The organism is Chryseobacterium viscerum (assembly GCF_025949665.1).
Taxonomy (GTDB): Bacteria; Bacteroidota; Bacteroidia; order Flavobacteriales; family Weeksellaceae; genus Chryseobacterium; species Chryseobacterium viscerum_A.
The window spans coordinates 1,589,926-1,614,574 of sequence record NZ_JAPDFT010000001.1; the positions used below are offsets into that span (position 1 = coordinate 1,589,926).

29 protein-coding genes are annotated in these 24,649 nt (G+C 35.1%); 21 read left to right on the top strand and 8 right to left on the bottom strand.

Annotated features, from left to right (window positions below; translation table 11 throughout):
• Positions 1–30 precede the first annotated feature (30 nt).
• The 7 genes from rplI to OL225_RS07210 form a co-directional block, all read right to left on the bottom strand.
• Positions 31–534, bottom strand: coding sequence for a 50S ribosomal protein L9 (gene rplI, locus OL225_RS07180; protein ID WP_047374379.1), 504 nt, complete (start codon positions 532–534; stop codon positions 31–33).
• 173 nt (positions 535–707) lie between these two features.
• On the bottom strand, positions 708–1,010 hold the full coding sequence (gene rpsR, locus OL225_RS07185; protein ID WP_002979091.1) for a 30S ribosomal protein S18: 303 nt from the start codon (positions 1,008–1,010) through the stop codon (positions 708–710).
• Positions 1,011–1,042: 32 nt separating this feature from the next.
• Positions 1,043–1,384 (bottom strand): 30S ribosomal protein S6, encoded by a 342-nt coding sequence (rpsF, locus tag OL225_RS07190; RefSeq protein WP_047374382.1) that lies wholly within the window; start codon positions 1,382–1,384, stop codon positions 1,043–1,045.
• Positions 1,385–1,579: 195 nt separating this feature from the next.
• Entirely contained in the window at positions 1,580–2,932 is a 1,353-nt protein-coding gene (locus OL225_RS07195; protein ID WP_264517789.1) for a chloride channel protein, read from the bottom strand.
• 42 nt (positions 2,933–2,974) lie between these two features.
• Positions 2,975–3,598: a hypothetical protein gene (locus OL225_RS07200; RefSeq protein WP_047374387.1), complete on the bottom strand. Its 624-nt coding sequence runs from the start codon at positions 3,596–3,598 to the stop codon at positions 2,975–2,977.
• A 271-nt stretch (positions 3,599–3,869) separates the two neighbouring features.
• A complete protein-coding gene (locus tag OL225_RS07205; RefSeq protein ID WP_264517790.1) occupies positions 3,870–5,177 on the bottom strand; it encodes a dihydrolipoamide acetyltransferase family protein in 1,308 nt (435 codons plus the stop codon).
• Between the two features lie 63 nt (positions 5,178–5,240).
• Positions 5,241–6,068, bottom strand: a complete 828-nt coding sequence (locus OL225_RS07210) for an S-adenosyl-l-methionine hydroxide adenosyltransferase family protein (protein ID WP_264517791.1) — start codon at positions 6,066–6,068, stop codon at positions 5,241–5,243.
• Positions 6,069–6,201: 133 nt separating this feature from the next.
• Here OL225_RS07210 and OL225_RS07215 point away from each other — a divergent pair, with 133 nt between their 5' ends.
• The 6 genes from OL225_RS07215 (at position 6,202) to OL225_RS07240 (ending at position 11,156) form a co-directional block, all read left to right on the top strand.
• Positions 6,202–7,161, top strand: a complete 960-nt coding sequence (locus tag OL225_RS07215) for a PhoH family protein (RefSeq protein ID WP_047374392.1) — start codon at positions 6,202–6,204, stop codon at positions 7,159–7,161.
• A 119-nt stretch (positions 7,162–7,280) separates the two neighbouring features.
• The gene (locus OL225_RS07220) at positions 7,281–7,943 is read left to right on the top strand and encodes a porin family protein (protein WP_047374394.1); all 663 of its coding nucleotides are present in this window, start codon (positions 7,281–7,283) and stop codon (positions 7,941–7,943) included.
• Between the two features lie 132 nt (positions 7,944–8,075).
• Entirely contained in the window at positions 8,076–8,573 is a 498-nt protein-coding gene (locus tag OL225_RS07225; protein ID WP_047374396.1) for a hypothetical protein, read from the top strand.
• A gap of 459 nt (positions 8,574–9,032) precedes the next feature.
• Positions 9,033–9,689 (top strand): outer membrane beta-barrel protein, encoded by a 657-nt coding sequence (locus OL225_RS07230; protein ID WP_047374398.1) that lies wholly within the window; start codon positions 9,033–9,035, stop codon positions 9,687–9,689.
• A gap of 75 nt (positions 9,690–9,764) precedes the next feature.
• The gene (locus OL225_RS07235) at positions 9,765–10,427 is read left to right on the top strand and encodes a porin family protein (protein WP_264517792.1); all 663 of its coding nucleotides are present in this window, start codon (positions 9,765–9,767) and stop codon (positions 10,425–10,427) included.
• A 63-nt stretch (positions 10,428–10,490) separates the two neighbouring features.
• Positions 10,491–11,156, top strand: a complete 666-nt coding sequence (locus tag OL225_RS07240) for a porin family protein (protein ID WP_047374401.1) — start codon at positions 10,491–10,493, stop codon at positions 11,154–11,156.
• Between the two features lie 66 nt (positions 11,157–11,222).
• Here the strand turns inward: OL225_RS07240 and ffh are convergent, their stop codons facing one another.
• Positions 11,223–12,581 carry a signal recognition particle protein gene (gene ffh / locus OL225_RS07245; RefSeq protein ID WP_047374403.1) on the bottom strand — a complete coding sequence of 453 codons (1,359 nt, stop codon included), beginning with the start codon at positions 12,579–12,581 and terminating at the stop codon, positions 11,223–11,225.
• A gap of 157 nt (positions 12,582–12,738) precedes the next feature.
• Here ffh and OL225_RS07250 point away from each other — a divergent pair, with 157 nt between their 5' ends.
• The 15 genes from OL225_RS07250 to OL225_RS07320 all read left to right on the top strand — a co-directional run bounded on the left by OL225_RS07250 (position 12,739) and on the right by OL225_RS07320 (position 24,619).
• On the top strand, positions 12,739–13,110 hold the full coding sequence (locus OL225_RS07250) for a hypothetical protein (protein ID WP_047374405.1): 372 nt from the start codon (positions 12,739–12,741) through the stop codon (positions 13,108–13,110).
• 59 nt (positions 13,111–13,169) lie between these two features.
• A complete protein-coding gene (gene atpB, locus OL225_RS07255) occupies positions 13,170–14,267 on the top strand; it encodes a F0F1 ATP synthase subunit A (protein WP_047374407.1) in 1,098 nt (365 codons plus the stop codon).
• A 47-nt stretch (positions 14,268–14,314) separates the two neighbouring features.
• Positions 14,315–14,509, top strand: a complete 195-nt coding sequence (gene atpE, locus OL225_RS07260; protein WP_002979108.1) for an ATP synthase F0 subunit C — start codon at positions 14,315–14,317, stop codon at positions 14,507–14,509.
• Positions 14,510–14,593: 84 nt separating this feature from the next.
• On the top strand, positions 14,594–15,091 hold the full coding sequence (locus OL225_RS07265) for a F0F1 ATP synthase subunit B (protein WP_047374409.1): 498 nt from the start codon (positions 14,594–14,596) through the stop codon (positions 15,089–15,091).
• A gap of 2 nt (positions 15,092–15,093) precedes the next feature.
• On the top strand, positions 15,094–15,633 hold the full coding sequence (gene atpH, locus OL225_RS07270; protein ID WP_047374410.1) for an ATP synthase F1 subunit delta: 540 nt from the start codon (positions 15,094–15,096) through the stop codon (positions 15,631–15,633).
• 16 nt (positions 15,634–15,649) lie between these two features.
• Positions 15,650–17,227 carry a F0F1 ATP synthase subunit alpha gene (gene atpA, locus OL225_RS07275; RefSeq protein WP_047374412.1) on the top strand — a complete coding sequence of 526 codons (1,578 nt, stop codon included), beginning with the start codon at positions 15,650–15,652 and terminating at the stop codon, positions 17,225–17,227.
• 86 nt (positions 17,228–17,313) lie between these two features.
• Positions 17,314–18,177: an ATP synthase F1 subunit gamma gene (gene atpG / locus OL225_RS07280; protein WP_047374414.1), complete on the top strand. Its 864-nt coding sequence runs from the start codon at positions 17,314–17,316 to the stop codon at positions 18,175–18,177.
• Positions 18,178–18,446: 269 nt separating this feature from the next.
• Positions 18,447–19,805, top strand: coding sequence for a hemolysin family protein (locus OL225_RS07285; protein WP_264517793.1), 1,359 nt, complete (start codon positions 18,447–18,449; stop codon positions 19,803–19,805).
• Between the two features lie 10 nt (positions 19,806–19,815).
• On the top strand, positions 19,816–20,121 hold the full coding sequence (locus OL225_RS07290; protein WP_052184562.1) for an ATP-dependent Clp protease adaptor ClpS: 306 nt from the start codon (positions 19,816–19,818) through the stop codon (positions 20,119–20,121).
• Between the two features lie 210 nt (positions 20,122–20,331).
• Entirely contained in the window at positions 20,332–20,946 is a 615-nt protein-coding gene (gene udk / locus OL225_RS07295; RefSeq protein ID WP_045497309.1) for a uridine kinase, read from the top strand.
• A 3-nt stretch (positions 20,947–20,949) separates the two neighbouring features.
• Positions 20,950–21,306 (top strand): FtsB family cell division protein, encoded by a 357-nt coding sequence (locus OL225_RS07300; RefSeq protein ID WP_047374422.1) that lies wholly within the window; start codon positions 20,950–20,952, stop codon positions 21,304–21,306.
• 103 nt (positions 21,307–21,409) lie between these two features.
• A complete protein-coding gene (locus OL225_RS07305; RefSeq protein WP_047374424.1) occupies positions 21,410–22,573 on the top strand; it encodes a methylmalonyl-CoA mutase family protein in 1,164 nt (387 codons plus the stop codon).
• A 75-nt stretch (positions 22,574–22,648) separates the two neighbouring features.
• Positions 22,649–23,029, top strand: coding sequence for a GxxExxY protein (locus tag OL225_RS07310; protein WP_264517794.1), 381 nt, complete (start codon positions 22,649–22,651; stop codon positions 23,027–23,029).
• 33 nt (positions 23,030–23,062) lie between these two features.
• Positions 23,063–24,211, top strand: a complete 1,149-nt coding sequence (locus tag OL225_RS07315) for a class I SAM-dependent methyltransferase (RefSeq protein ID WP_264517795.1) — start codon at positions 23,063–23,065, stop codon at positions 24,209–24,211.
• 138 nt (positions 24,212–24,349) lie between these two features.
• Positions 24,350–24,619 carry a hypothetical protein gene (locus tag OL225_RS07320; protein WP_264517796.1) on the top strand — a complete coding sequence of 90 codons (270 nt, stop codon included), beginning with the start codon at positions 24,350–24,352 and terminating at the stop codon, positions 24,617–24,619.
• Positions 24,620–24,649 lie beyond the last annotated feature (30 nt).

Here is a 24,649-nt window from a genome sequence, read left to right on the forward strand (position 1 = left end):
TTTATATTGTGAGAAATTCTCGTTGCTTAATTAAGCTTCTTCAGATTTAACTTCTTCCTTCTTAGCAGCAGGAGCAGCTACAACTGGAGCGTCAGAAACGATATCGAACTCATAGTTGTACTCAACATTTCTGTGAAGTCTGATAAGAGCTGAGAATTTACCAGTTCTTTTGATTGTGTTACCAGGAATCTTGATATATTTTTTCTCTACAGAAACACCAGCTTTTTCTAAAGCAGCAGATAGATCAGCATTGTTGATAGATCCGAATAGTTTATCACCAGTACCTACTTTTGCAGGAATAGTGATAGAAGTTTTCTTCAATTGATCAACTACAGCGTTAGCAGCAGCGATTAATTTAGCTTCTTCTTCTTTTCTAGCTTCTAATGTAGCTTCTAAAGCAGCTTTGTTTTTAGGTGTAGCTAAAAGAGCAATTCCTTGAGGAATTAAGAAGTTTCTAGCATAACCTGGCTTTACGTTTACTGTATCAAACTCAAGTCCTAAGTTTTCTACGTCTTTTTTAAGGATAATTTCCATTGTTGTTGTCCGTTTTAAGATTGAAAAATTAAAAGATTGAAAAATTCAAAGATGTAGAAATATAAAAAATCTAAATCCAGAATCTAAAATTTAAAATCTCAATTTCGTTAGAATTAATTATTTATTCAGCAACAAAAGAAGAGGTTGCCCTCTTCTTTTATTTATTTTTTGTCTTATTTCAATAAGTCAGCTACGTATGGTAGTAATGCAAGGTGTCTTGCTCTTTTGATAGCAGCAGAAACTTTTCTTTGGTATTTTAAAGAAGTTCCAGTGTATCTTCTTGGTAAAATTTTACCTTGCTCGTTTACAAATTGTAATAAGAAGTCAGCATCTTTGTAATCAACGTGCTTAATTCCGTATTTTTTGAATCTACAATATTTCTTTTCAGATTTTGTATTGATATCAAGCGGAGTAAGGAATTTTACTTCTGATTCTCCTCCAGCTGAGGCTTGTTTAGCCATTTCATCTATTGCCATGTCTTGTCTTTTTAAAAAATAGGGTTAATTAATTAAGCTTTAGCTGCTTTTACTTTAGTTCTTCTAGTTACAGCGTACTCAACAGCATGCTTGTCAAGTTTTGTAGTAAGGTAACGGATTACTCTCTCGTCACGCTTAAATGCTAATTCTAAATCAGCTACTACACTACCTTCTCCTTTGAATTCGATTAGAGTATAGAACCCATTCTTTTTCAATTGGATAGGATAAGCTAATTTTTTCAATCCCCAGTTTTCTTTAGCAACGATTTCGCAGTTCTTTTCTTTGATAAGATCTACATACTTGTTCACTGCTTCCTCTACCTGTGACTCAGATAGAACGGGAGTTAAAATGAAAACAGTTTCGTAATTGTTCATAATGTTAAATGAATTTGTTAATTATTTCGAGGTGCAAAATTAGAGAATATATTTCGTATATGCAAGAGGATTTGTGAAATAGTTGAGTGTTGATGGTTGGGAATTTAAAGTTTAATGTTTTGAAGGGATTACATAAGATTACATTTAAAAGTTATTTTCAATAATATACTCTTAAATAGCCCTCCACTTTCTCGACTAATCTTTTTGTCTTAACTCCGTCAGAAAATTCACCTTTAAGACATCGTACAACGAATGTCTGCTTACGAGAATAGAGGCAATAGAAGAAACCATTCCTGCCAGCATCAGGTGAAATATCAATGAGTGCCTGTCTGTCATTTCCAGAACAATAATGGCTGAAGTAAATGGTGCTCTTGTAATTCCGGTTAGAAAAGCAACCATTCCGGCCAGAACAACCACATTGGTTTCGTTAGGTGTTAAATGAATGGCGCCTGAAATAACAGAGCCTATACTTGCTCCCGCTGTGAGGGCAGGGGCGAAAATTCCTCCTGCACCTCCTGAAGTAAAAGAAAGGGCAGGGCCAAGCATTCTTAAAACCGGAACATACCAGTCTTCGTGCTTATCTTTCGTAAAAAGTACCCGTTCCATAATTTCTTTTCCGGAGCCGAGAATTTCCCTGTTGATGAAATAAGCGATTGAAGCAATGATTAAAGCACAAATAATCAGGAACATCACATTGGCTTTATCGGTTTTCAGTGTATTCTTTTTCCATCTGTTGATTTTAAGCATAGCAACAGAAAGCTGACTGGCGAGAATACCTGCCACAGCAGCAACAAGTACAATGGGAAACATTACCATTAAAGAAACATCATTAGTTTTTGGATATCCCAGATATAAATAAGATCCTGCCAGTGTCTGTGCTGTGAGACCGGCAATAATTACCGCGGTAAACAAAGCTGTTTTAAAGTAATTAATATGGGTTTTCGACAGTTCTTCCACAGCGAAAACAATACCTCCCAGCGGAGTGTTAAAGGCAGCAGCAAGTCCGGCAGCAGCTCCTGTCATAATCATATTTTTCTTGGAAATCTTCGGCCACCATTCGGGAAGATACTCGTTGACTTTTCTGAAAACGGAGCCTGCAATCTGAATGGTAGGTCCTTCACGTCCTACAGCACCTCCTCCTATTACCAGAATGACAGAAGACAGGATTTTGAAAAAAATAATCTTAATGCTCAGAAGATTTCTGATCTTACGGTGTTCTTTCGGATTGGCTAGTTCTACCGCTGCCATTACCTGTGGGATACCGCTCCCTTTAGCATTAGGCGCAAATTCTTTCACCAGCCACCAGGAAAGTACAAATCCTATGGGAGCAATAATAAAAATCATCCATGCATGCCAGTCAAAAATAAAATTCATGAGATGTTCACCCCAGGCAAATATCTGTGCATACATGACGGCAAAAAAACCTGTAATAACAGATCCTATCCAAAAAGGGATAGCCTGAAGCAGGTTGTACTTCAGCTGTTCGTTCCGGATATTGTCAAAGGAATTTTTGAGGGATTTTTTTATAAGGGCGAAAATTTTCAGCATGTGTTAATTTAGAGATGTAAAAGTACGTGATTTTTGCAGATTTTATATTTCTTCTAAAAACTTTGAGATTATTTCAGCGTTTTCCATTGTAAGGATGTCAGGTATGCCAAAACTCAAAATAGTATTTCTGACTTCAAGTTTAAAATCTTCATTCGGAAAGTTCTTTATCGTTTCTTTTCTCTTTGGATTTAAAAAATTCATGATTTTAAATTGATCATTTCCCACTACATAAAAATCTTTAAACTCACGATCTGTAAAATTAACATTAAAACTGCTGAAAATTCCTGCCACTTTATCCATTAGTTTCTTCTTGTTGAGGGATATATATCCGAAATTCTCATCCAGATTTTTTAGTCCCCAAAGTTGTAGAGTGTCATATTTACGTCCTAAAAGCCCACCTCTGGAAGTCATTCCAACCTTACTGACGATAAAAAGATAGAAAGAGTTATCCTTGTTCCTGTCTTTTACCAGATAACAGATTTGTGGAATAAATAATGGGTACATATCATGAGAACTAAATTGGTCGTAAGGAGATTCTTTAATATCGATCACTGAAACATAATATGACTCAGAAAGCTGATCATATACCTCAGTAATTAATTTTTCATCTTCTTCGGTGAAATCAAAAAATCTTGTAACATCATATTTTCTGTAATCCGGATCCATTTTTCCAAATAATATTTGCTTAAAAATAATATTAATCAATCTAATTTCCAAAAAAGTTATTATAGTATAGGATTATTTTTATTTAATTATTGATTTATTAAACAAAAGCTGTATTTATTAATTATTTGGTATTTATTTGATAGAATATTTGGCCTTTTGGAATTTTATTAAACTTAATTATAAAAACAAAAAAACCTCCGATTTAATCGAAGGTTTTCATTTTATATGATCCAACAATAAGCAAAATTACTTATTACTGATTATTCATTGCTTATATTTCTGTGTTCAGATCCCAGTTTTCAAGGTAGTCGTGAACGTGCTTCAGCATCATTCCTCCTAAAGAACCGTCTACTACTCTGTGGTCATAAGAGTGAGACATGAACATTAAGTTTCTGATTGCGATTACATCACCGTCGGCTGTTTCAAGAACTGCAGGTTTCTTAACAATGGCTCCGATAGCTAAAATAGCTACCTGAGGCTGAGGAATGATTGGTGTTCCCATAAGGTTTCCAAAGCTTCCTACGTTAGAAATAGTATAAGTTGCACCTTGAGTGTCTTCTGGTCTTAATTTCTTGTTTCTTGCTCTGTAAGCCAGGTCATTGATTGCTTTTGCAAGGCCTGAAAGTGATAACTGATCAGCATTTTTAATTACAGGAACAATAAGGTTTCCGTCCGGAAGGGCAGTAGCCATACCGATGTTGATGTTTTTCTTTTTGATGATGTTTTCACCATTGATAGAAACATTGATCATTGGGAAATCCTGAATTGCTTTCACTACAGCTTTTACGAAAATAGGCATGAAAGTCAGTTTTTCACCTTCACGTTTTTCAAATACAGCTTTGTTTTTATTTCTCCATTTTACAACGTTGGTAACGTCTGTTTCAATGAAAGAGGTAACGTGTGGAGCAATTTGTTTTGCTTTTACCATATTTTCAGCGATGATCTTTCTCATTCTGTCCATTGGAATGATTTCGTCACCTGCACTTACCGGAATTGTAGCTGCCGGAGCAGATACTGCTGGTTTTGGAGTAGACGCTGCCTGTACCGGAGCTGTCTGCTGAACTGGCTGGTTTCCTCTGTTAGTAACATATGCTAATATATCTTCTTTTGTAATTCTTCCTTCCAAACCGCTTCCTTTAATGGATTTCAGTTCAGTTTCAGAAATATTTTCCTGTTGTGCAATAGATTTTACAAGTGGAGATAGGTAAAGATCTCCTGAGAATTCTACGTTTGAAGCAGCTGTTGTCTGTAAAGGCTCTTCAATCGCTTTTAAAGTGTCAGCATCCGGAGTAGCCGCCGGAGTTTCAGTTTTTACTTCTTCTGAAGCTGTACCTTCTCCTTCAATTTCTAAAATAGCAATGGCTTCACCTACTTTTGCAACTTCATCTTTTTGCTTTAAAATCTTTACAATTTTCCCCGAAACTGGTGTCGGTACGTCTGAATCTACTTTATCTGTTGCAATTTCTACTACGGAGTCATCCTCCTTTACGTTATCACCTTCATTGAATAACCAAGTGATAATTGTCGCTTCCATAACACCTTCTCCCATGGAAGGAAGCAATAATTTGTATTCTGCCATTTTTGATTTTTAGATTTTGACAAATATATAAAAAAAATCGGTTTTTTTAAGAAATATATAATCTTAGCTGAATTCAATATAAATATTTTCGCCCACATTCAATCCAAACAGGCTTTTAGCACCGTTTTTCTTGCTTCCTTTGTAGATGGTAAGCTCCAATAATTGACTATCATTGAAAATAGCAGCAGACTGTCCATGGAATTCTGTTTCCCTTTCCCAGTCTGAAACAACCTCCGTATGGCTGGAAAATATCCTTGAAAGGCTTAAATTTCTGAATTTTATAGTAAAACTATCGTAGCTTTTGCTGATATTCTCGAAAAAATCTTTGTTGATATTTGAGATTATATTTCCGAAATTGTCAATGTAAGTTACTTCACCGATAATCATACCTTCCGATTCATTATAAACTGCTCTCGGGAACATCAGTTGTTTGGCTGAATGTATTTTTCGTCCTATTACTTCAGGGAGTCCGCCATTGGCAAGATGTACCGCTGCAGGAACAAAAATGTCTGTAGAAGTAAAGTTGATGATGTCATCAAAGCGGTTGTTCAGTGTAAGTTCATAGATGGCTTCCGGTTTAATATCAAAAAAGATAAGGCTTAAAAGACCGTTATCTGCCGCTAAAAAGTAGGATCCATCAGCTTTATAAATGATATTTTTTCTTGATCTGTTGTAAAAACTGTCTACAGAAATGATGTGGATACTTCCTTTAGGAAAATATTTATAAGCATTTCTTACAATATACGAAGTCTGTATAAGGTTGAATGCCTGGATGTCGTGGGTTATATCAATAATATTAACCTCAGGGTTTAGAGACAGAATTTTGCCTTTCACAGCGGCAACTCTGTAATCTAAATTTCCGAAATCCGAAGTAAGGGTAATAATTGACATGAGCAATTTATAGAATAGTGTACTATTGCAAAGTTATTTAAAATAAAAAGAAAGCCCGAAAGATTGTTGAAAAGAATTTGATATAAATTTGAAAAAAAGCTTTAATTTTAAAATCTAAAAATAAAAATACTGCATGTTTGAATTAACATATGATTTGGAAGATATCGATGCGAAAATCTTCTATGGAGTTAATAACCAATATTTCAACTTAATAAAATCAAGCTTTCCAACCATTAAAATTACAGGAAGAGATCATGTCATCTTTGCCATGGGAAATAAGGAAGCTTTAGACATACTGAAACAAAAACTGGATGATATTGTCAGTTTTATCTCCAAAAATAACTCAATAGGCCTGAAAGACGTTGAAAATATATTGAATATTAAAGACGAAAACGAGAAACAACTGGTTTTTGATCAGGATATTATTGTAAAAGGGGTAAACGGAAAAATTATTAAGGCTAAAACAACCAATCTTAAAAAACTGGTAAAGGAAACGGAGAAAAAGGATATGGTCTTCGCCATTGGTCCTGCCGGAACCGGAAAAACGTATACCAGTGTAGCATTGGCAGCAAGAGCTTTAAGAGATAAAGAAGTAAAAAGAATTATTCTGACAAGACCGGCTGTGGAAGCGGGAGAAAGTCTGGGATTCCTTCCCGGTGACCTTAAAGAAAAGCTGGATCCGTATTTGCAGCCTTTATATGATGCACTTCGTGATATGATTCCTCATGAGAAGCTTGAAGGTTTCATGGAGAAAAAAGTGATTGAAGTAGCTCCTTTGGCTTTTATGAGAGGACGTACATTGGATGAAGCGTTCGTGATTCTTGATGAAGCACAGAATACAACGCATGCACAAATGAAAATGTTCCTTACCAGAATGGGGATGAACGCTAAATTTATTATTACAGGAGATCCAAGCCAGATTGACCTTCCGAAAAACCAGCAGTCCGGGCTGAAAGAAGCTATGAGAATTTTAAACGGAGTAAAGGAGATCGGGTTTGTACATCTTACAGAAGAAGATGTGGTAAGACATCCGGTGGTAAGAAAGATTATCCTTGCTTATAATGATGAAGAGAAAAGACTAAGAAACGACTAGTTAAGAATAAGTAAAAGTTTCCGTTAACCTTTTGTTAACCTTAAATTGGTTAGTTAAAATTTGTTAATTTGAAAAAAATAATTAGTTTTGCAAACCTTAAATGTAAAAACTAATTAAACATGAAAAAACTTTTACTTGTTGCAGCGGTCGCTGCTATGGGAATTTGTGCCAACGCACAAGAATTTCGATTTGGTCCAAAAGCTGGTTTTGCAATGTCAACCATTAAACTGGACGATAAGCAAGATGATCTTGACGGAAGAAAAATGGATCCTAAATATACTTTCTATATTGGGGGGATGGCTGAGTACAAATTCAATGATAACTTTGCTGTTCAGGGAGAGGTTTTGTATTCGCCACTTGGTGCTAAAGAAAAAATTGACGGAGTAAACGCAGGAGGAATGTATTTTGGTGAGCAGACTAAAATTACTTTTGGAACTCTTTTGGTTCCTGTTTCTGCGAAGTATTTTATTACTGAAGGATTCTCTGTAGCAGCAGGTGTTAATGTAGGGATTATTCTTACTGCTAAACAAAAAACTGTAATTGGTTCGGATTTCCTTGATGTAGAAATGGAAGGAGATACTGGTGACGGAGATATTAAAAAAGATATCAAGTCTTTAAACCTTGCTCCATTCTTAGGCGTTGAATATATGCTGGAAAATGGACTTTTCTTTGATGCAAGATACAGCTTAGGAGTATCTAACCTATCTAATGATAATAGCGGAGGTACTGTAAAGAACAGCTTTGCTCAGGTGGGTGTAGGTTTCAAATTCGGAGGAAACTAATTCTGAAAATCTTATTTAGAAATAATAAAAAGCAGGACAATTTTTGTCCTGCTTTTTTTCGTTGCAGAGCAGTTTATCCTAATAATGAAAATAATTAGTACTTTTGCGGAATAATTCAAAGCTACTAAAAAAATGAAAAAACTATTATTACTAGGTGCTTTTGCACTTTTAGGAGGTGCTGTACAGGCGCAGGAAGGTTTTAAACTTGGTGGACACATTGGGGTTCCTGTATCTGATGCAAGTGATGTATCTTCATTTACATTAGGAGTGGATGCAGCTTATATGTGGAACATTGCTAAAGGTTTTGACCTTGGGGTAACCACAGGATATTCTCACTTCTTTGGAAAAGATCACTTTGATGATTTTGGATTTATTCCTGTAGCTGTTTCCGGGAAATATAAATTTAAAGGAGCTCCTATTTTTGTAGGATTAGACCTTGGATATGGAATTTCTACAAAAGATGGAGTAGATGGAGGTTTCTATGCACAACCTAAATTTGGATACCAAATGTCCAAAGGAGAGTTATACATCGGATATCAGTCAATCAGTAACAGACGTGATTATGGCTGGTACAGAGACAACTGGAGTGTAGGAGCTGTAAACTTAGGATTTAATTTCTTTATCAAATAAAGACAGTTGAAAAATAAAAAACTCCGGCCGAAGGCCGGAGTTTTTTTTGATACCATATAAGCAGACTCTATGGATACTTTACCAGAAATTTTTGAAATAATGGCCTCACAGCAATCAGGAAAAGATAAAGACAGACCCCAATTATAAACATATGTTTGATTTTTAAGAGTTAATAACTTAAAAATTAATATTTTAGGTTAATTTATTTTGGTATTTCCCTGAATTCATAGGGTTTTAGAAAAAAAACGAAAATTTAAAAAAGTAAACATATTCGCCTCTCGTTAATAAAATTGAATTTTTTTATTCATAATATTGTGAAAAACTCAAAGACTTCTCTTGAATATGATTTATTTTTACAATACTCTAAATTTTAACAATGATATTAATCACATTAACAAATTTTAATATTAGTGGGGACCAGAGTAAATTTGCCCTCAGAAAGTATTAAAATTTTTTAAAATGAAAAAAATATTATTAGCGGGTGCTGTTGCACTTTTCGGTTTATCAAATGCTCAGATTGCTAAAGGAACTACATATTTATCAGGATCTGTTGGTTATTCTCAAGTAGAATCTAACAACGGTAATGATAAAAAAGAAAACTTCAACGTATTACCTACAGTTGGATATTTCGTAAACACTAACCTAGCAATCGGATTAGGAGTTGGTTACCAAACTGAAAAAAACACCCTAACTACAACTACAACTTTAGGAAACACTACAGTTGTAAACGAGAGCGTTGTTAAAACTCCAGCTTTTGTTGTTGCTCCATTCGTAAGAAAATACTGGACTTTATCTGACAAGTTATATTTCTTCGGACAATTAGCAGTACCAATGCAGTTTGGTAAAACTGAAACTGAAACTAGCTCTGTAGCTACTAACGGAAACACAGTTGTTACAAACTCTACTTCTACTGAAGCTAAATACACTAAAATCGGTGTTACTGTGAAGCCAGGTTTAGATTATTTCTTAAACAAGAACTGGTCTATCGAAGCTACTATCGGTGAGTTCGGTTATAGCAACTACAAACCAAAAGATGGTGATGCTACAAACAACTATAACTTCGGATTGAATTTATCTTCTGTAACTTTCGGAGTTAAATATGTATTTGCAAAATAATAAACAAAGCATATAGCAAGAAAGCCCTGAGAAACTCTTAGGGCTTTTTTTCTATAAAAAAATAATATAATAATCATGAAAAAAATCGCATTGATGGGCGCTGTTGCGCTTTTCGGTTTATCAAATGCACAAATTGCTAAAGGAACTTCTTATCTTTCAGGACAGGTAGGATACTATCACAGTGAAAAGGACGAATTCAACACTAAAAGAAAGGATGATGTGATCAGAATCCTTCCTACGGCTGGTTATTTCGTTACTACTAATCTAGCCGTGGGACTTGGCGTGGGATATAAAAGTGCTGTTACAAAATACAAAGTTGGGAATGCTGCTATCAGCAATGTTCTGGAGATTAAAGATACAGATAACGCTTTTGTAGTAGCTCCATTCGTGAGAAAATACTGGACTTTATCAGATAAATTATACATCTTCGGACAGTTACAGGTTCCATTGGAATTTGGTAAGGAAAAAATGGATGCAAACAGTAATATTAATGGTGGAGACCCTCTGCTTGCAGCTGCCTTTGAAAGAGAAAATAACTATACCAATATTGGGGTGAATATTAAACCAGGTCTGGATTATTTCATTACGAAAAACTGGTCAGTTGAAGCGACAATAGGTGAGTTCGGATACAATACTTACAAAAGAGATATTGACGGAGCGAAAAGAACTGATGATTATAAATTTGGTATCAGTTTAACTTCCGTGACTTTTGGAGTTAAATACGTATTTGCAAAATAATATATATATTAGCCCTGAGATAGCTGTCTTAGGGCTTCTTTAATATAAAACTTAATAATAATCATGAAAAAAATCTTATTGGCATCAGCAATTGCTTTATTTGCAGGCTTACATGCACAAACTACATTTGGTGTAAAAGCAGGTTTTGCTTTATCAAAGCTGAACTCTAATGAAAATGGCTTTGAATTTGGTGGGTTTGAAGGAGGTCTAAAATCGAAGGCAGGATTTTATATTGGAGGTTTGGTTGAACATAAATTCAATAATAAGTTTGCTGTTCAGGGAGAACTGGAGTATGCTAATCTTGGAGGAAAAGCAGAAGTTGTAACGCCTGTTGGTATTACTGTAACTGAAAAGATGAATCTGAACAGAATTGTAATTCCCGTATCTGCAAGATATTATGCAATGCCTGAACTGGGGATTTATGCAGGTCCATATGTGAGCTTTAAGACGAATAACAAGGTGAAATTTGAAATGAGCGGTCCCAATGCAGTGATGACTAATCCTGAAGGAATTAGAGAAGGAGAGAAGTATGTGGAGAAATTCCTGGATGATTCTTTAAAATCTACAGATTTCGGATTGTTCTTCGGAGCAGATTACAAAGTGTATAAAGGATTATTTCTTGATGCTCGTTACAGTTTTGGTCTTACCAATATGATAAAAAATCCTGTGGATGGTGAAAAACTGAAAATGAATTTCTTCCAGTTGGGAGTAGGATACAAGTTTAAGTAAACCGATGTCTATATAAAAAAACTCTCAGAATTTCTGAGAGTTTTTTTTATATAGGATTTTGTCTTTTTATTTTCCCATTCCGCCCATTCCAGGCATGTTTGGCATTTTGCTCATCATCTGCATCATCTGCTTTCCTTGAGGTCCCTGCATCATCTTCATCATTTTACCCATCTGGTCGAATTGCTTCATCAGTTGATTTACATCTTCGATTTTTCTTCCGGCACCTTTGGCAATTCTTCCTTTTCTCTGAGTATTGATGATAGAAGGTCTTCTTCTTTCTTCAGGAGTCATAGAGTAGATAATTGCTTCAATATGTTTGAATGCATCATCACTGATCTCTACATCTTTGATCGCTTTTCCGACACCAGGAATCATTCCCATCAAGTCCTTCATATTACCCATTTTCTTGATCTGGTTGATCTGTTTTAGGAAATCATCAAAACCGAATTCGTTTTTAGCGATTTTTTTGTGAAGTTTTTTAGCTTCTTCTTCGTCAAACTGCTCTTGAGCTCTTTCTACTAAGGAAACAACGTCTCCCATTCCCAGGATCCTGTCTGCCATCCTTTCCGGGTAGAAAAGGTCTAAAGCTTCCATTTTTTCTCCTGTAGAAATGAATTTGATTGGTTTTTCAACCACAGAACGAATCGTTAAAGCGGCTCCACCACGGGTATCACCATCTAATTTAGTTAAAACAACCCCGTCGAAATTCAAAGCATCGTTGAATGCTTTTGCCGTATTCACAGCATCCTGACCTGTCATTGAGTCAACAACGAATAACGTTTCATTTGGCTTAATGAAGTAATGAACAGATTTAATCTCGTTCATCATCTGCTCATCAATTGCCAAACGACCTGCCGTATCCACAATCACAACATCATGACCGTTTGATTTTGCAAAATTAATTGCGTTTTCAGCAATAGTAGAAGGATTTGTAGAACCTTCTTCCGTGAAAACCGGAACCCCGATTTGACCACCTAAAACTTTTAGCTGGTCAATCGCAGCAGGACGATAAACGTCACATGCTACCAATAAAGGTTTTTTATTTCTTTTTGTTTGTAAATAATTAGCAAGCTTTCCTGAGAATGTAGTCTTACCAGAACCCTGAAGACCTGCAATAAGGATTACCGATGGCTTTCCTGAAAGATTGATCCCCTCCTGGGAACCTCCCATAAGGTCTACCAATTCATCATGAACAATTTTTGTCATCAGCTGTCCCGGCGTAAGGGAAGTAAGAACGTTCTCTCCTAATGCTTTATCCTGAACTCTTTTAGTAAGATCTTTTGCAACTTTATAGTTAACGTCGGCATCTACCAATGCTCTACGGATCTCCTTTACGGTTTCCGCTACATTGATTTCAGTAATTTTTCCTCTACCGGAAATATTATGTAATGCCTTGTCTAATTTATCCTGTAAACTATTAAACATATTTATTGTAAATTATAGGTTTGCAAAAATAAGGAATTTTTAGCATATCTAAAGTGTTCGGGACGTAATATTATATAGATAAGAAAAAATGATATATATCAAATCTTATTATAATACGATAGAAAAAGTCTATTTTTGTGGTCAATTAAAATTTAGAATGAAAATCAATCCCAATATTCTTGTTGTCATTTTATTCTTTCTGACGTTCCTGGTGCATTTTTCTCTTTGGAAATTTGTTTTTCACCTGGATGAAATTGTGATCATTAAGTTTTATCTTTTTCTAAGCGTCATGTTTATGATGATGATCACTCTTATTATCTTAATCAATAGAGTAGCGCCGGAATTTTTAGGATTGTCTGTCATTGGTTTGATTCTTTTAAAATTCGGTTTGATGTACTTAATCAGAAAAAAACTGAACTTTGAAGTGATTCCTGGCTATAAATTTCATTTTATTATACCTTATTTTGTCCTGACAGCACTGCTTACATACTATGCGATCAAGCTGATTAATCATGATAAAAAACAGTAAAATAATTTATTGAAACTAGAAAAAATATCATATTTTTGCACAACGAAAAAAACCTATCAATGTTTAAGAAATTCGCAGTTTTATTCTACAGTATTTTTGTATTAAACTTAGTGTCTGCACAGCACGGTGAGGCTACTGCTGGGGCAGCTCCTGCTCAAGAGCTTTCAGAGAAAGACAAAGTGAGCAAAGAAAACAAAGAGTTCATCGATCATCACTTGTTGGATGCACATGATTTCACATTGATGGTTGATAAAGACGGTCACCACATCGGTTTCCCTCTTCCTGTTATTGTATATGATAATGGTTTTCACTCTTTCATGAGTAACAAAGAAGGGTTCATGCACGGAGAGCCTACTGAAGTAGATGGTTCTTTTTATGTATTGCACCATGAGAAAATTTATAAGACTGATGCTGCTGGAACTATAACTCTTGATGATCACGGTCATCCAACTAATGAAAAGCCATTAGATCTTTCAATTACAAAAAGTGTACTGATTATTTTATTAGTATCAATCTTTATGTTAGTGTTATTCGGTGGTATGGCTAAGTCTTATAAAAAATCAGTGGTTCCTACAGGTGCTGCAAGGTTTTTAGAGCCATTAATAATTTTCGTAAGAGATGAAGTTGCTATTCCAAACATCGGGCATAAGTATAAGAGATTTATGGGTTATTTATTAACAGTATTCTTCTTTATTCTTTTCCTTAACGTTTTAGGATTAATGCCTTTCGGAATCAATGTTACAGGTAATATTACAATGACATTCTTCCTTGCTATCCTTACTTATTTGATTACAACATTCTCAGCTAACAAAGATTACTGGAAACACATCTTCTGGATGCCAGGAGTACCAGTTCCAATGAAGTTGATTATGCTTCCTATCGAATTATTAGGAACAATCACAAAACCATTTGCTTTGATGATCCGACTTTTTGCAAACATGACTGCAGGACACATCGTAGTAATGAGTTTGATCGGATTGATCTACGTATTCAAGAATTTTATCGCAGGTGTTGCATTCCCGTTCCTTACATTGGTAATTTATTTACTAGAGGTATTGGTAGCATTCCTACAGGCTTATATCTTTACAATGTTATCAGCTCTGTTTATCGGAATGGCAGTAGAAGAGCACGAGCACGAGCATCATGCTGCTCACTAATTGAAATTATAAATTAAAGTAAAACAAATTTTTTAAAATTATATATTATGGAAATCCCTAAAATTGTAGGTGCTGGTATCGTAGTACTAGGTGTAGGTATCGGTCTTGGTAAAATCGGAGCTGCTGCTCTTGAAGCTATCGCTAGACAACCTGAGCAATCTGGAAAAATCCAAACAGCTATGCTTATCGCAGCTGCACTTGTAGAAGGTGTTGCGTTTGCTGCTCTATTCGCAGTAAACTAATTAAAATCAGACCATTATCTGTGACGGTTGGTTACAGGTAATGGTTCTTTAAAAAAAAGTAATAATTATTTATACATTTATATAATGGAATTAATTCATCAGTTTTCGTCAGGATTATTTATTATCCAGTCTGTTATTTTTCTAGCATTATTATTTTTGTTAGGTAAATTCGCTTGGAAACCTATTTTAAAGTCTATCAATGACAGAGAAACATCTATTGTTGACGCTCTTAATCAGGCTAAATTAGCTAGAAAAGAAATGGAAACTTTAAAAGAGGATAACGAAAGAATCATTCGTGAAGCTAAAATCGAAAGAGATGCTATCCTTAAAGAAGCTAGAGAAATTAAAGACAGAATCGTAGGGGAAGCTAAAGATGTTGCTAAAACTGAAGGAGACAGAATGATCGAAGCTGCTAAACAGACTATCAATGCTGAGAAAAATGCTGCTATGGCAGACATCAAAACTCAAATTGGTACTTTATCTGTAAACATTGCTGAGTCTATCCTGAAACAAAAATTAGACAACAGCGAAGCTCAAAACGAATTAGTTCAAAATTATTTAAACAAATCAAACCTTAACTAAGAATGCTTACATCTAAAGTAGCTAAAAGATACGCACAAGGTTTACTTGATTTCACAAATGAGTCAGGTCAAACGGCTACTGTATTTTCTGAAATGAAAGATGTAGTAAAGATCATGAAAGAGTCTGTAGACTTAAATAAATTTTTCATGACTCCTTATATCGATTCTAAAAAGAAAATAGAAGTAGCAAACGAGATTTTCAAAGGTTTATCTGTTTCTTCTCAGAATTTAATCAAATTGGTGATTAAACATGGACGTGAAAACCAATTGAAAAATATCGCTCAGGAATTTATCAACAAGGTAGAAGACCTTAGCGGTGTACAGAGAGTAACACTTACTACGGCAACTCCGCTTTCAAAAGAGAACCTTGATCAGATTTTAAGATCTACAAGTCTTGTAAACGCTGATTCAAACTTTGATCTGAAAGTAAATGTAAAACCTGAAATTCTTGGAGGATATGTTCTAAGAGTAGGTGACCAGCAGGTAGATGCGTCTGTGAAGACAAAATTGAACCAAGTTAAAAAAGATTTCCAATTAAATTAAGAAAAACAACCATACAATGGCAGAAATAAATCCGGCAGAAGTATCTGCGATCTTAAAACAGCAATTGGCCAACTTCGATACTCAATCAAACGTTGAGGAAGTAGGTACAGTTTTAACCATCGGTGATGGTATTGCTCGTGTATACGGGTTAGAAAACGTACAATACGGAGAGTTGGTGAAATTTTCTAGTGATGTAGAAGGTATTGTACTTAACCTTGAAGAAGACAACGTAGGTGTTGCTCTACTTGGTGAAAGTAAATTAGTAAAAGAAGGTGATACAGTAAGAAGAACAAACAGAATCTCTTCTATCAAAGTAGGAGAAGGTATGTTAGGAAGAGTAGTAGATACTCTTGGTAACCCTATCGATGGTAAAGGTCCTATTACTGGGGATTTATACGAAATGCCATTGGAAAGAAAAGCTCCTGGAGTTATCTTCAGACAGCCGGTAACTGAGCCTTTACAGTCAGGTATCGTTGCAATTGACTCTATGATTCCTGTAGGAAGAGGACAGAGAGAGCTTATCATTGGTGACAGACAGACAGGTAAAACTACTGTTGCGATCGATACGATCATCAACCAAAAAGAATTCTTTGATGCTGGGCAGCCAGTATATTGTATATATGTTGCAATCGGTCAGAAAGCTTCTACTGTAGCACAAATCGTTAAAACTCTTTCTGATAAAGGAGCTTTAGCTTATACTGTAATCGTTGCAGCGAATGCATCAGATCCAGTTCCAATGCAGGTATATTCTGCGATGGCAGGTGCTGCTATCGGTGAATTCTTCAGAGATACAGGTAGACCAGCATTGATCGTTTATGATGATTTATCTAAACAAGCTGTTGCTTACCGTGAGCTTTCTCTACTATTAAGAAGACCACCGGGCCGTGAAGCTTACCCTGGAGACGTTTTCTATCTTCACTCAAGACTATTGGAAAGAGCTGCAAAAGTAATTGCTGATGACAATATTGCTAAGCAAATGAACGATTTGCCAGAATCTCTTAGACCAATTGTAAAAGGTGGTGGTTCATTAACAGCACTTCCAATTATTGAAACTCAGGCTGGTGACGTTTCTGCGTATATCCCTACTAACGTAATCTCTATTACAGACGGACAGATCTTCTTGGAGTCTGATCTATTCAACTCAGGGGTTCGTCCTGCGATCAACGTAGGTATCTCTGTATCAAGAGTAGGAGGTAACGCTCAGATCAAATCAATGAAAAAAGTATCTGGTACTTTGAAATTAGACCAGGCTCAATATAAAGAACTAGAAGCGTTTGCTAAATTCGGTTCTGACCTTGATGCTTCTACTTTAGCAGTTATCTCTAAAGGAGAAAGAAACGTAGAGCTTCTTAAGCAGCCAGTAAACTCTCCACTTCCGGTAGACAGCCAGGTTGCAATGATCTACGCTGGAACTGAGAACTTGCTAAGAAATGTTCCTATCAGAAAAGTAAAAGAATTCCAGGTTGAGTATATCGCATTCCTGAGATCTAAGCACCCTGATACAATGGCAGCTATTAAAGCAGGTAAAATCGATAACGATATTACAGCAGTTCTTAAGCAGGCAGCTAACGATTTAGCTTCTAAATATAATTAAAAATTAGTTGATGATTGTTGGTTGATAGTTGACAGAAATATCTAAAACTAGCAACCAACAGCCGACAACCAACAACTAAACCCAATATGGCAAACTTAAAAGAAATACGAGGCAGAATTACGTCAATTTCATCTACGATGCAGATTACACGTGCTATGAAAATGGTTTCCGCTGCGAAACTTAAAAAAGCACAGGATGCAATCGTAATGTTAAGACCTTATTCTGAAAAATTACAGGAGCTTATCCAGAATGTAAATTCTAGCTCAGATCCTGATCAGATTTCTGTATATGCTCAGAAAAGAGAGGTTAAAAGAATACTATTTATCGCTGTTACTTCAAACAGAGGTCTTGCAGGAGCTTTTAACTCTTCTATCGTAAAAGAGCTTAACCTTCAGTTCCAGAACAACTCTCAATATGAGATTGAAGTTCTACCGGTAGGTAAAAAAGTATATGATGCTGTAAGAAGAAACCGTGCGGTATATGCTAATGGAAGTTCTGTTTATGATAACCTGAACTTTGACGCAGTTGCTCATATCACTGAAGGGGTGATGACAAGCTTCAGAGAAGGGAAATTTGACGAAGTATATGTTATTTATAACAAATTCGTGAATGCAGCAACTCAGGAAGTAACTACAGAAAAACTTCTTCCGATTTCAATGCCTGAGAACACTGAACCGCAGGTTGAAACAGATTATATTTTTGAACCTAACAGAGCTGAGATCCTGGATAATTTGATTCCAAAATCTATCAAAACTCAGGTTTTCAAATCAATCTTGGATTCAGTAGCATCTGAGCATGGAGCGAGAATGACTGCAATGCACAAAGCTACAGATAATGCAGAAGCGTTGAGAAATGATCTGAAGATCTTCTACAACAAAGCAAGACAGGCTGCAATTACCAACGAAATTTTGGAAATTGTTTCCGGAGCAGAAGCTTTGAAAAATTCATAAAGAATTATTTTAAAATACAATTAAAAGCACCGATAACTTCGGTGCTTTTTTACTTATATAAGACTAAAGCTGTTATTTGCTGTTCAAAAATCTTCTTTTAATGAGGAAATGAAGGTGTTACTTCAATTATTTTTTTTATTGAAAAACAACGGTATTTTATCGCTTCATATTTTCTTTCAAAAAATCCTCAATCAAAATAATCTATGCCGGATTCAGGTTATTTTTATTTTACATATCTTTGTACCTAATAAAATTTATACAACCTCTAAATGGACTCGGACATAGTCAGGCTATTGCTGGCCTTATTTCTTGTTTTACTAAATGGCTTCTTCGTAGCCGCAGAATTTTCAATTGTTAAAGTTCGTTACTCACAAATTCAGTTAAAAGCCGCAGAAGGAAATTCTATGGCAAAACAGGCAGAACATATCATCAAGCACCTTGATGAATATCTTTCCGCTACACAATTAGGAATTACATTGGCTTCCCTTGCCCTTGGTTGGGTAGGAGAAAGTGCCCTGCATCATGTGGTGGAAAATATCTTTCACTCATTGAATATAGATTTGACCCAGACAACAATTACTACAATTTCGGTAGTGACAAGTTTTGTGTTGATTACCATTATGCACATTGTATTTGGTGAGCTTATTCCAAAATCAATTGCGATCAGAAAATCCGAAGCAACTACAATGGCAACTGCCGTTCCGCTGAGAGTTTTTTACACAATTTTTAAACCGTTTATCTGGTTGATGAACTCAATGTCAAATGGTTTCCTTAGATTAGTTAAAATTCACCCGGCTTCCGAACAGGAAATTCACTCTACGGAAGAACTTCAGCTTTTGGTAAAACAAAGTGCTGACAGCGGAGAGATTGAGGAAGAAAACTATGAGATTATCAAAAATGCATTTGATTTTACTGATCATTCTGCTAAACAGATCATGGTTCCAAGACAAAATATTACTTCCATCGATTTTGAAGAAGATGTGAATGATATCATCAATAAGATTATGGACAGCGGGTATTCCCGTATTCCTGTATATATTGATTCAATTGACAATGTTATCGGGATTTTCTATACAAAAGAGATCATCAGAGAATTTGTTAAAAGAAAAGGAAATCTGGATCATGAAGATCTTAAAGATTTAATGAGAGATGCCTTTTTCGTTGTAGAAAGTAAAAAAGTCTCAGACTTACTGAAAACGTTCCAGCTTAAAAAACAACATATCGCTATCGTTATCGACGAGTTTGGTGGAACTGAAGGAATTATTACATTAGAAGATATTCTGGAAGAACTGGTAGGGGAAATTCAGGATGAAGAAGACGACGAAGAAAAAATCGTTGATAAAATATCAGATAATACCTATTGGGTACAGGCTACGCAGCCTTTGGACGAAATCAATGAATTTCTGCCTAAAAGACTGCCGCTTTCAGAAGAAAGTGAGTACAATTCATTAGCCGGATTCATTCTTTATGAGTTGGAAGACATCCCTGAAGAAAACCAGGAATTTGATCTCGAGAACTACCACTTTAAAATTCTGAAAATGAATAATAAAAGTGTAGAACTTGTGGAGCTGGTCTATGAGGAACCTAATGCTATAGATCATTTAGCAGATAAAATTGGAGAAGTTTAAAACAGTTAGAATGAATTTTTATAACAGTATAAAAGATTACGAAAACCCAAAGCGGCAGTATGAGGAAGAAGTCCTCGTTCTGGATGATACGGATGAAGTCTATAAACTGGTACTGCATAACGACGATGTTCACACATTTGATTATGTAATAGACTGTCTGATCGAAATATGCAAGCATACGTTAGAGCAGGCTGAGCAATGTACAATGCTTGTTCACTACAAAGGCAAATGTACAGTAAAAACAGGCTCAATAGATATTTTGAAACCTATGCATGAAAAATTAATTTCGCGCGAATTAACAAGCGAAATCGTATAAAATAAAAAACCGGCAATTAATTTGTCGGTTTTTTTGTTGAATCCAAAGGGGAATGTTGAGAAATTGCAATAAATAGCAAAGACCGGTAAGATTTCCAGAAAATCTTTTTATCTTTAAATACTTTAATCTTTTAATTTCTCAATATTCGTACATTGTCATATTTTATCTAAAATAGTATATTTGTACCAACTATAAAGAAACAAAAAAATAATGCTTGTAATAGGAATTGCCGGTGGTACAGGATCTGGCAAAACTACAGTTGTTGACAAGATACTTCAGCAGCTTGATATTGAGGGAATGAATATCCTCTCTCAGGATAATTATTATCACGACAACCAAGGTCTTACATTGACGGAAAGAGAAGCTCTGAATTATGACCATCCCAAGTCGATAGATTTTGAACTATTAATAAAACATGTGAAAGCTTTAAAGAATAATGAGCCTATTGAACAGCCTATTTACAGCTTTGTCACTCATTCCAGAACAGGAGATCATGTCACTGTAGAACCTAAAAACGTATTGGTAGTAGAAGGAATTTTGGTTCTTACCAATAAAGAATTACTGAAAGAATTTGATTTGAAAGTATTCGTTCATGCAGATTCTGACGAAAGGCTGATCAGGAGGATCAGGAGAGATACCCAGGAAAGAGGAAGAGATCTGAGCGAAGTATTACACCGTTATCAGACTACCTTGAAACCAATGCACCAGGAATTCATAGAACCATCTAAAAATGATGCCGATCTTATTATCCCCAATATGAAGCAGAATTCTGTAGCGATTGATTTTTTAACTACTGTTATTAAAAACTCGTTGAAAAAACATTAAAAAATGGAAGAAAACAACCTTATCAAAGACATTCAGCCAAAATCTGAAACATTCAAACTTATACAGAAATATGTTTTGAACAAGTATACCATTACGATCTGTCTGTTTTTGGTATGGATGATTTTTTTCGATAAAACCTCATTTCTTGTAATTAATGAACTGAACGGTGAAATCAGGAAATATGAAGAGCAGCTCGACTTCTACAAAAAAGAATACGAAAAGAATGATGCTTTTTATAAAAAACTGATGAACAATAAGTCTGAGAAAGAAAAATACGCAAGAGAAAATTATTTTATGAAAAAACCCAATGAAGAGATCTTCATTTTGGTGGTAGACAGCACAAAAGTTGCTAAGAAATAATAAAGTTGAATAGAATTACGTCAATGATGAAATTTATTTTTAGTTTTAAAAACTCACTTGCAAAGCAAAATTCACCATTGACCATTCACAAATAAAAAAACTAATGTCAAATACAGATATATTTTCAAACTGGGAAAATTTAGTCAAAAAACAACTTAAAACAGAGGATATTTACCCTATTTTAGAAAAGCAGAATTTGGAAGGAATAGAAGTGAAGCCTTTTTACACGGAGGTTCAGAAGCCTTTGGTAAATCTGCCCAGAGTTGAAGAAAGTACCCATTTGGTAGCAAGATACCATGAAAGTCTGGAAGAAGAAGTATTTGCATTTATCCTTGATCAGAATGTAGAAAACCTTGATCAGAAAACTATTTTTGTCAATAATAAAGATCTTGCAGGACACATCAGCCCTAAAGAAGAAGATCAGTATTTCTCACTGATTGATATTTTTAATGAAAAAGAAGGAAGCATAGATGACCAGCTGGCAAAAGAACTATTGGCAAAAGACTTTAAAAGAAATATTTGTGTCGATATTTCTCTGCATCAGAATGCCGGAGCAGCTATTTACCAGCAGCTTGGTATTGCACTGGCAAAAGCTAAGGAACTGATAGAAATATACGGTGCTGAAATTATAAACAAACTGATCTTCAGAATAGCAGTAGGAGGAAATTATTTCTTTGAAATGGCAAAATTGAGAGCCTTTAAAGTCGTTTTCAACCAGCTTTCCAAGGAATATGGTATGGATGAAGTTCCATACATCTTTGCAGAAACTTCACTAAGAAATAAAGCCGTTTCTGATAATGAAAATAACCTGATCCGTTCTACATTAGAGCTTGCTTCAGCAATGATCGGAGGAGCAGATGCTGTTTTCACCAATAATTATCTTGTCAGCAGAAGTACAGATAATTCGGAAGAAATTTCTTTCAAACAGCAGATTGTACTGGCTTACGAAAGTATTATCAATGTATTTGAGGATGCTTCTAACGGAAGTTATTATATTGAAGACATTACCCAGCAGTTTGCTGAAAAAGCATGGGCTTTGTTCGTTGAAATAGAAGAAGCCGGAGGATATCTTGAACTGTTGAAACAGGGAGTGGTTCAGAAAAAGATCTATGATCATGCTATTGAAGAGCAGCAATGGATTGAAGAAGGAAAAATAAAGCTGATCGGAGTGAATTTATACCCTAAATTAGACGTTAAAAAGTCTATCGGTGATCTATATGACGAAAATGAAATAAAAGCCGTTCGTTGGGCTGAAATGTTTGAATAAATTTAATTGCTCCCACAGATTTCTCAGATGACACAGATTTTTACAGTACAACTGTAGAAACTAAATTATACACAAATGAATGAAAATGAGATAAGTTTTTATATCAGGAAATCTATTTTTTCTGTATATAACGAGTTGGGACCAGGTTTATTAGAAAAAGTTTATGAGAAAGTCTTGGCACTTGAATTAAAAAATAACGGTTTAAGCGTTAAAACTCAAGTTCCAATACCCATAACATTTAAAGGAATTTTTATTGATTCAAGTTTTATTGCTGATATCATTGTTGAAGACAAAGTTATTATTGAAATAAAATCAATTCCTGAAATAATTAATGTTCATCACAAGCAGCTCTTAACCTACTTAAAATTAACCAAACTGAAATTAGGAATATTGGCTAATTTCAATACTGATTATATTGATAAAAGTATTATTCGAAAAATAAACGGAAACATTTAATAAGTACCATAATCTGTGCAATTTGTGAAATCTGTGGGAAATAAATTATTAGACAAAGAAATCCAAAACTATATCAACGCAAATCTGAATGTAGATTTACATGCATTACTCTTGAAAAAATCACCCTTTCCGGAAGTTTCTATGCAGGAAATTGTACAGCAGATCAAAGGAAAACAGGTTGCTGAAAGAAAATTTCCTTTTCTCTTGAAAGAAGGGATCATTTTCCCGCCACAGCTTAATCTGGAGCAGTCATCGTCAGAAAAAACAGCCCTTTATAAATCTGAAATGTTGAAAGGGAATCAGTTTATTGATCTAACAAGTGGTTTTGGTATTGATGCCTATTATCTGTCTCAAAACTTTGATCATATTACTTTGGTAGAGCAGAATACAGAGCTTTTAGAGATTGTAGCCCATAACTGGAATATTTTGGGACGTCAGGCAAATTTTATCAACAAAAAGCTTGAAGATTTCCTGAACGAGAATCAGGAACATTTTGATGTCATTTATCTTGATCCGGCCAGAAGAGATCAGCAAAAAAACAAAGTTTTTCTTTTGGAAGACCTTTCTCCTGATATTCTCGAAATTCAGGGAAAATTGCTGTCTGTTTCCGATCAGGTAGTCATTAAACTCTCCCCACTTATTGATCTTAAGTATCTTGTGTCAGTGCTGCCAGGTATTTCAAGGATAGAAATTATTGCTCTTAAAAATGATGTAAAAGAAGTTGTTATTGTTTTATCCAATGAAAATACAGATGAGATTATCTGCAACTGTGTGAACCTTGAGAGTGGAGAATCTGCCTTTACCTTCAGATTTTGGGAAGAAGAAAGGGCTGAATCAGAGTATTCTGAGCCTGAAAAATACATTTACATTCCCAATAACTCTATTTTGAAAGCGGGAGTCTTTAATTTGATTTCACTGAAATTCGGACTGAAGAAACTTCATCCTAACAGTCATTTTTATACCTCCAATGAAAAGAAGGAAGACTTTCCCGGGAGAATTTTGGAAATGGAACCAGTTGATTCTAAAAATATTAAGAAAAAAGAACAGTTTAATATCATTTCAAAGAATTACCCTTTAAAACCTGAAGAAATCAAGAAAAAATATGGTTTGAAAGATGGGGGAGACCATTACCTTATTTTTACACAATCCAAAAAAGGGAAAATAATATTAAAATCAGTATAAAAATGTTGCCGAAAAAAGCAGGATTTCTTACTTTTGGGCAATCAAAAATTTAAACATGAAATCGCCGGCTTTTTGGATAAATCAGAAGAGACTAAAATAGTGCGGTTCCATATGATCTTTAAAAAATAAATTTTACATATGAAAAAATTAGTTATATGTTTAGCAATTGCAACAGTAGCGGTAAGTTGTAAAAAAGTACCTGCTGGTGGAAATAAAGGGACTTTGAAACTGGAAGAAGGAGTAGAGAGATATTCTGATGCTGCTCAGGGAGAAGGTCACGGACATGCAACTGCTGCAGAGCATAAGGAAGAAGTTGCTGTAAAGCCGGAAGCTGCAACCCCTAAAACAGATAGTACTGCTGCTGCAAAACCTGCTGAAGCTGAAAAGGCTCCAAAAGCTGAACACTAATTAGAAGTACAAAATATACAAATGCCCTGT

What these genes read in the sequence shown, in the direction of transcription:
- OL225_RS07210 (WP_264517791.1), bottom strand. Translation starts at nt 6,068, where the DNA reads ATGTCAATTATTACCCTTACTTCGGATTTCGGAAATTTAGATTACAGA.
- OL225_RS07200 (WP_047374387.1), bottom strand. Translation starts at nt 3,598, where the DNA reads ATGGATCCGGATTACAGAAAATATGATGTTACAAGATTTTTTGATTTC.
- OL225_RS07305 (WP_047374424.1), top strand. Translation starts at nt 21,410, where the DNA reads ATGTCAAATACAGATATATTTTCAAACTGGGAAAATTTAGTCAAAAAA.
- udk (WP_045497309.1), top strand. Translation starts at nt 20,332, where the DNA reads ATGCTTGTAATAGGAATTGCCGGTGGTACAGGATCTGGCAAAACTACA.
- OL225_RS07300 (WP_047374422.1), top strand. Translation starts at nt 20,950, where the DNA reads ATGGAAGAAAACAACCTTATCAAAGACATTCAGCCAAAATCTGAAACA.
- atpB (WP_047374407.1), top strand. Translation starts at nt 13,170, where the DNA reads ATGTTTAAGAAATTCGCAGTTTTATTCTACAGTATTTTTGTATTAAAC.
- atpG (WP_047374414.1), top strand. Translation starts at nt 17,314, where the DNA reads ATGGCAAACTTAAAAGAAATACGAGGCAGAATTACGTCAATTTCATCT.
- OL225_RS07320 (WP_264517796.1), top strand. Translation starts at nt 24,350, where the DNA reads ATGAAAAAATTAGTTATATGTTTAGCAATTGCAACAGTAGCGGTAAGT.
- rpsF (WP_047374382.1), bottom strand. Translation starts at nt 1,384, where the DNA reads ATGAACAATTACGAAACTGTTTTCATTTTAACTCCCGTTCTATCTGAG.
- OL225_RS07225 (WP_047374396.1), top strand. Translation starts at nt 8,076, where the DNA reads ATGAAAAAACTATTATTACTAGGTGCTTTTGCACTTTTAGGAGGTGCT.
- atpH (WP_047374410.1), top strand. Translation starts at nt 15,094, where the DNA reads ATGCTTACATCTAAAGTAGCTAAAAGATACGCACAAGGTTTACTTGAT.
- OL225_RS07290 (WP_052184562.1), top strand. Translation starts at nt 19,816, where the DNA reads ATGAATTTTTATAACAGTATAAAAGATTACGAAAACCCAAAGCGGCAG.
- OL225_RS07250 (WP_047374405.1), top strand. Translation starts at nt 12,739, where the DNA reads ATGAAAATCAATCCCAATATTCTTGTTGTCATTTTATTCTTTCTGACG.
- OL225_RS07215 (WP_047374392.1), top strand. Translation starts at nt 6,202, where the DNA reads ATGTTTGAATTAACATATGATTTGGAAGATATCGATGCGAAAATCTTC.
- atpA (WP_047374412.1), top strand. Translation starts at nt 15,650, where the DNA reads ATGGCAGAAATAAATCCGGCAGAAGTATCTGCGATCTTAAAACAGCAA.
- OL225_RS07285 (WP_264517793.1), top strand. Translation starts at nt 18,447, where the DNA reads ATGGACTCGGACATAGTCAGGCTATTGCTGGCCTTATTTCTTGTTTTA.
- OL225_RS07235 (WP_264517792.1), top strand. Translation starts at nt 9,765, where the DNA reads ATGAAAAAAATCGCATTGATGGGCGCTGTTGCGCTTTTCGGTTTATCA.
- OL225_RS07310 (WP_264517794.1), top strand. Translation starts at nt 22,649, where the DNA reads ATGAATGAAAATGAGATAAGTTTTTATATCAGGAAATCTATTTTTTCT.
- ffh (WP_047374403.1), bottom strand. Translation starts at nt 12,581, where the DNA reads ATGTTTAATAGTTTACAGGATAAATTAGACAAGGCATTACATAATATT.
- atpE (WP_002979108.1), top strand. Translation starts at nt 14,315, where the DNA reads ATGGAAATCCCTAAAATTGTAGGTGCTGGTATCGTAGTACTAGGTGTA.
- OL225_RS07265 (WP_047374409.1), top strand. Translation starts at nt 14,594, where the DNA reads ATGGAATTAATTCATCAGTTTTCGTCAGGATTATTTATTATCCAGTCT.
- rplI (WP_047374379.1), bottom strand. Translation starts at nt 534, where the DNA reads ATGGAAATTATCCTTAAAAAAGACGTAGAAAACTTAGGACTTGAGTTT.
- OL225_RS07220 (WP_047374394.1), top strand. Translation starts at nt 7,281, where the DNA reads ATGAAAAAACTTTTACTTGTTGCAGCGGTCGCTGCTATGGGAATTTGT.
- rpsR (WP_002979091.1), bottom strand. Translation starts at nt 1,010, where the DNA reads ATGGCAATAGATGAAATGGCTAAACAAGCCTCAGCTGGAGGAGAATCA.
- OL225_RS07205 (WP_264517790.1), bottom strand. Translation starts at nt 5,177, where the DNA reads ATGGCAGAATACAAATTATTGCTTCCTTCCATGGGAGAAGGTGTTATG.
- OL225_RS07240 (WP_047374401.1), top strand. Translation starts at nt 10,491, where the DNA reads ATGAAAAAAATCTTATTGGCATCAGCAATTGCTTTATTTGCAGGCTTA.
- OL225_RS07195 (WP_264517789.1), bottom strand. Translation starts at nt 2,932, where the DNA reads ATGCTGAAAATTTTCGCCCTTATAAAAAAATCCCTCAAAAATTCCTTT.
- OL225_RS07230 (WP_047374398.1), top strand. Translation starts at nt 9,033, where the DNA reads ATGAAAAAAATATTATTAGCGGGTGCTGTTGCACTTTTCGGTTTATCA.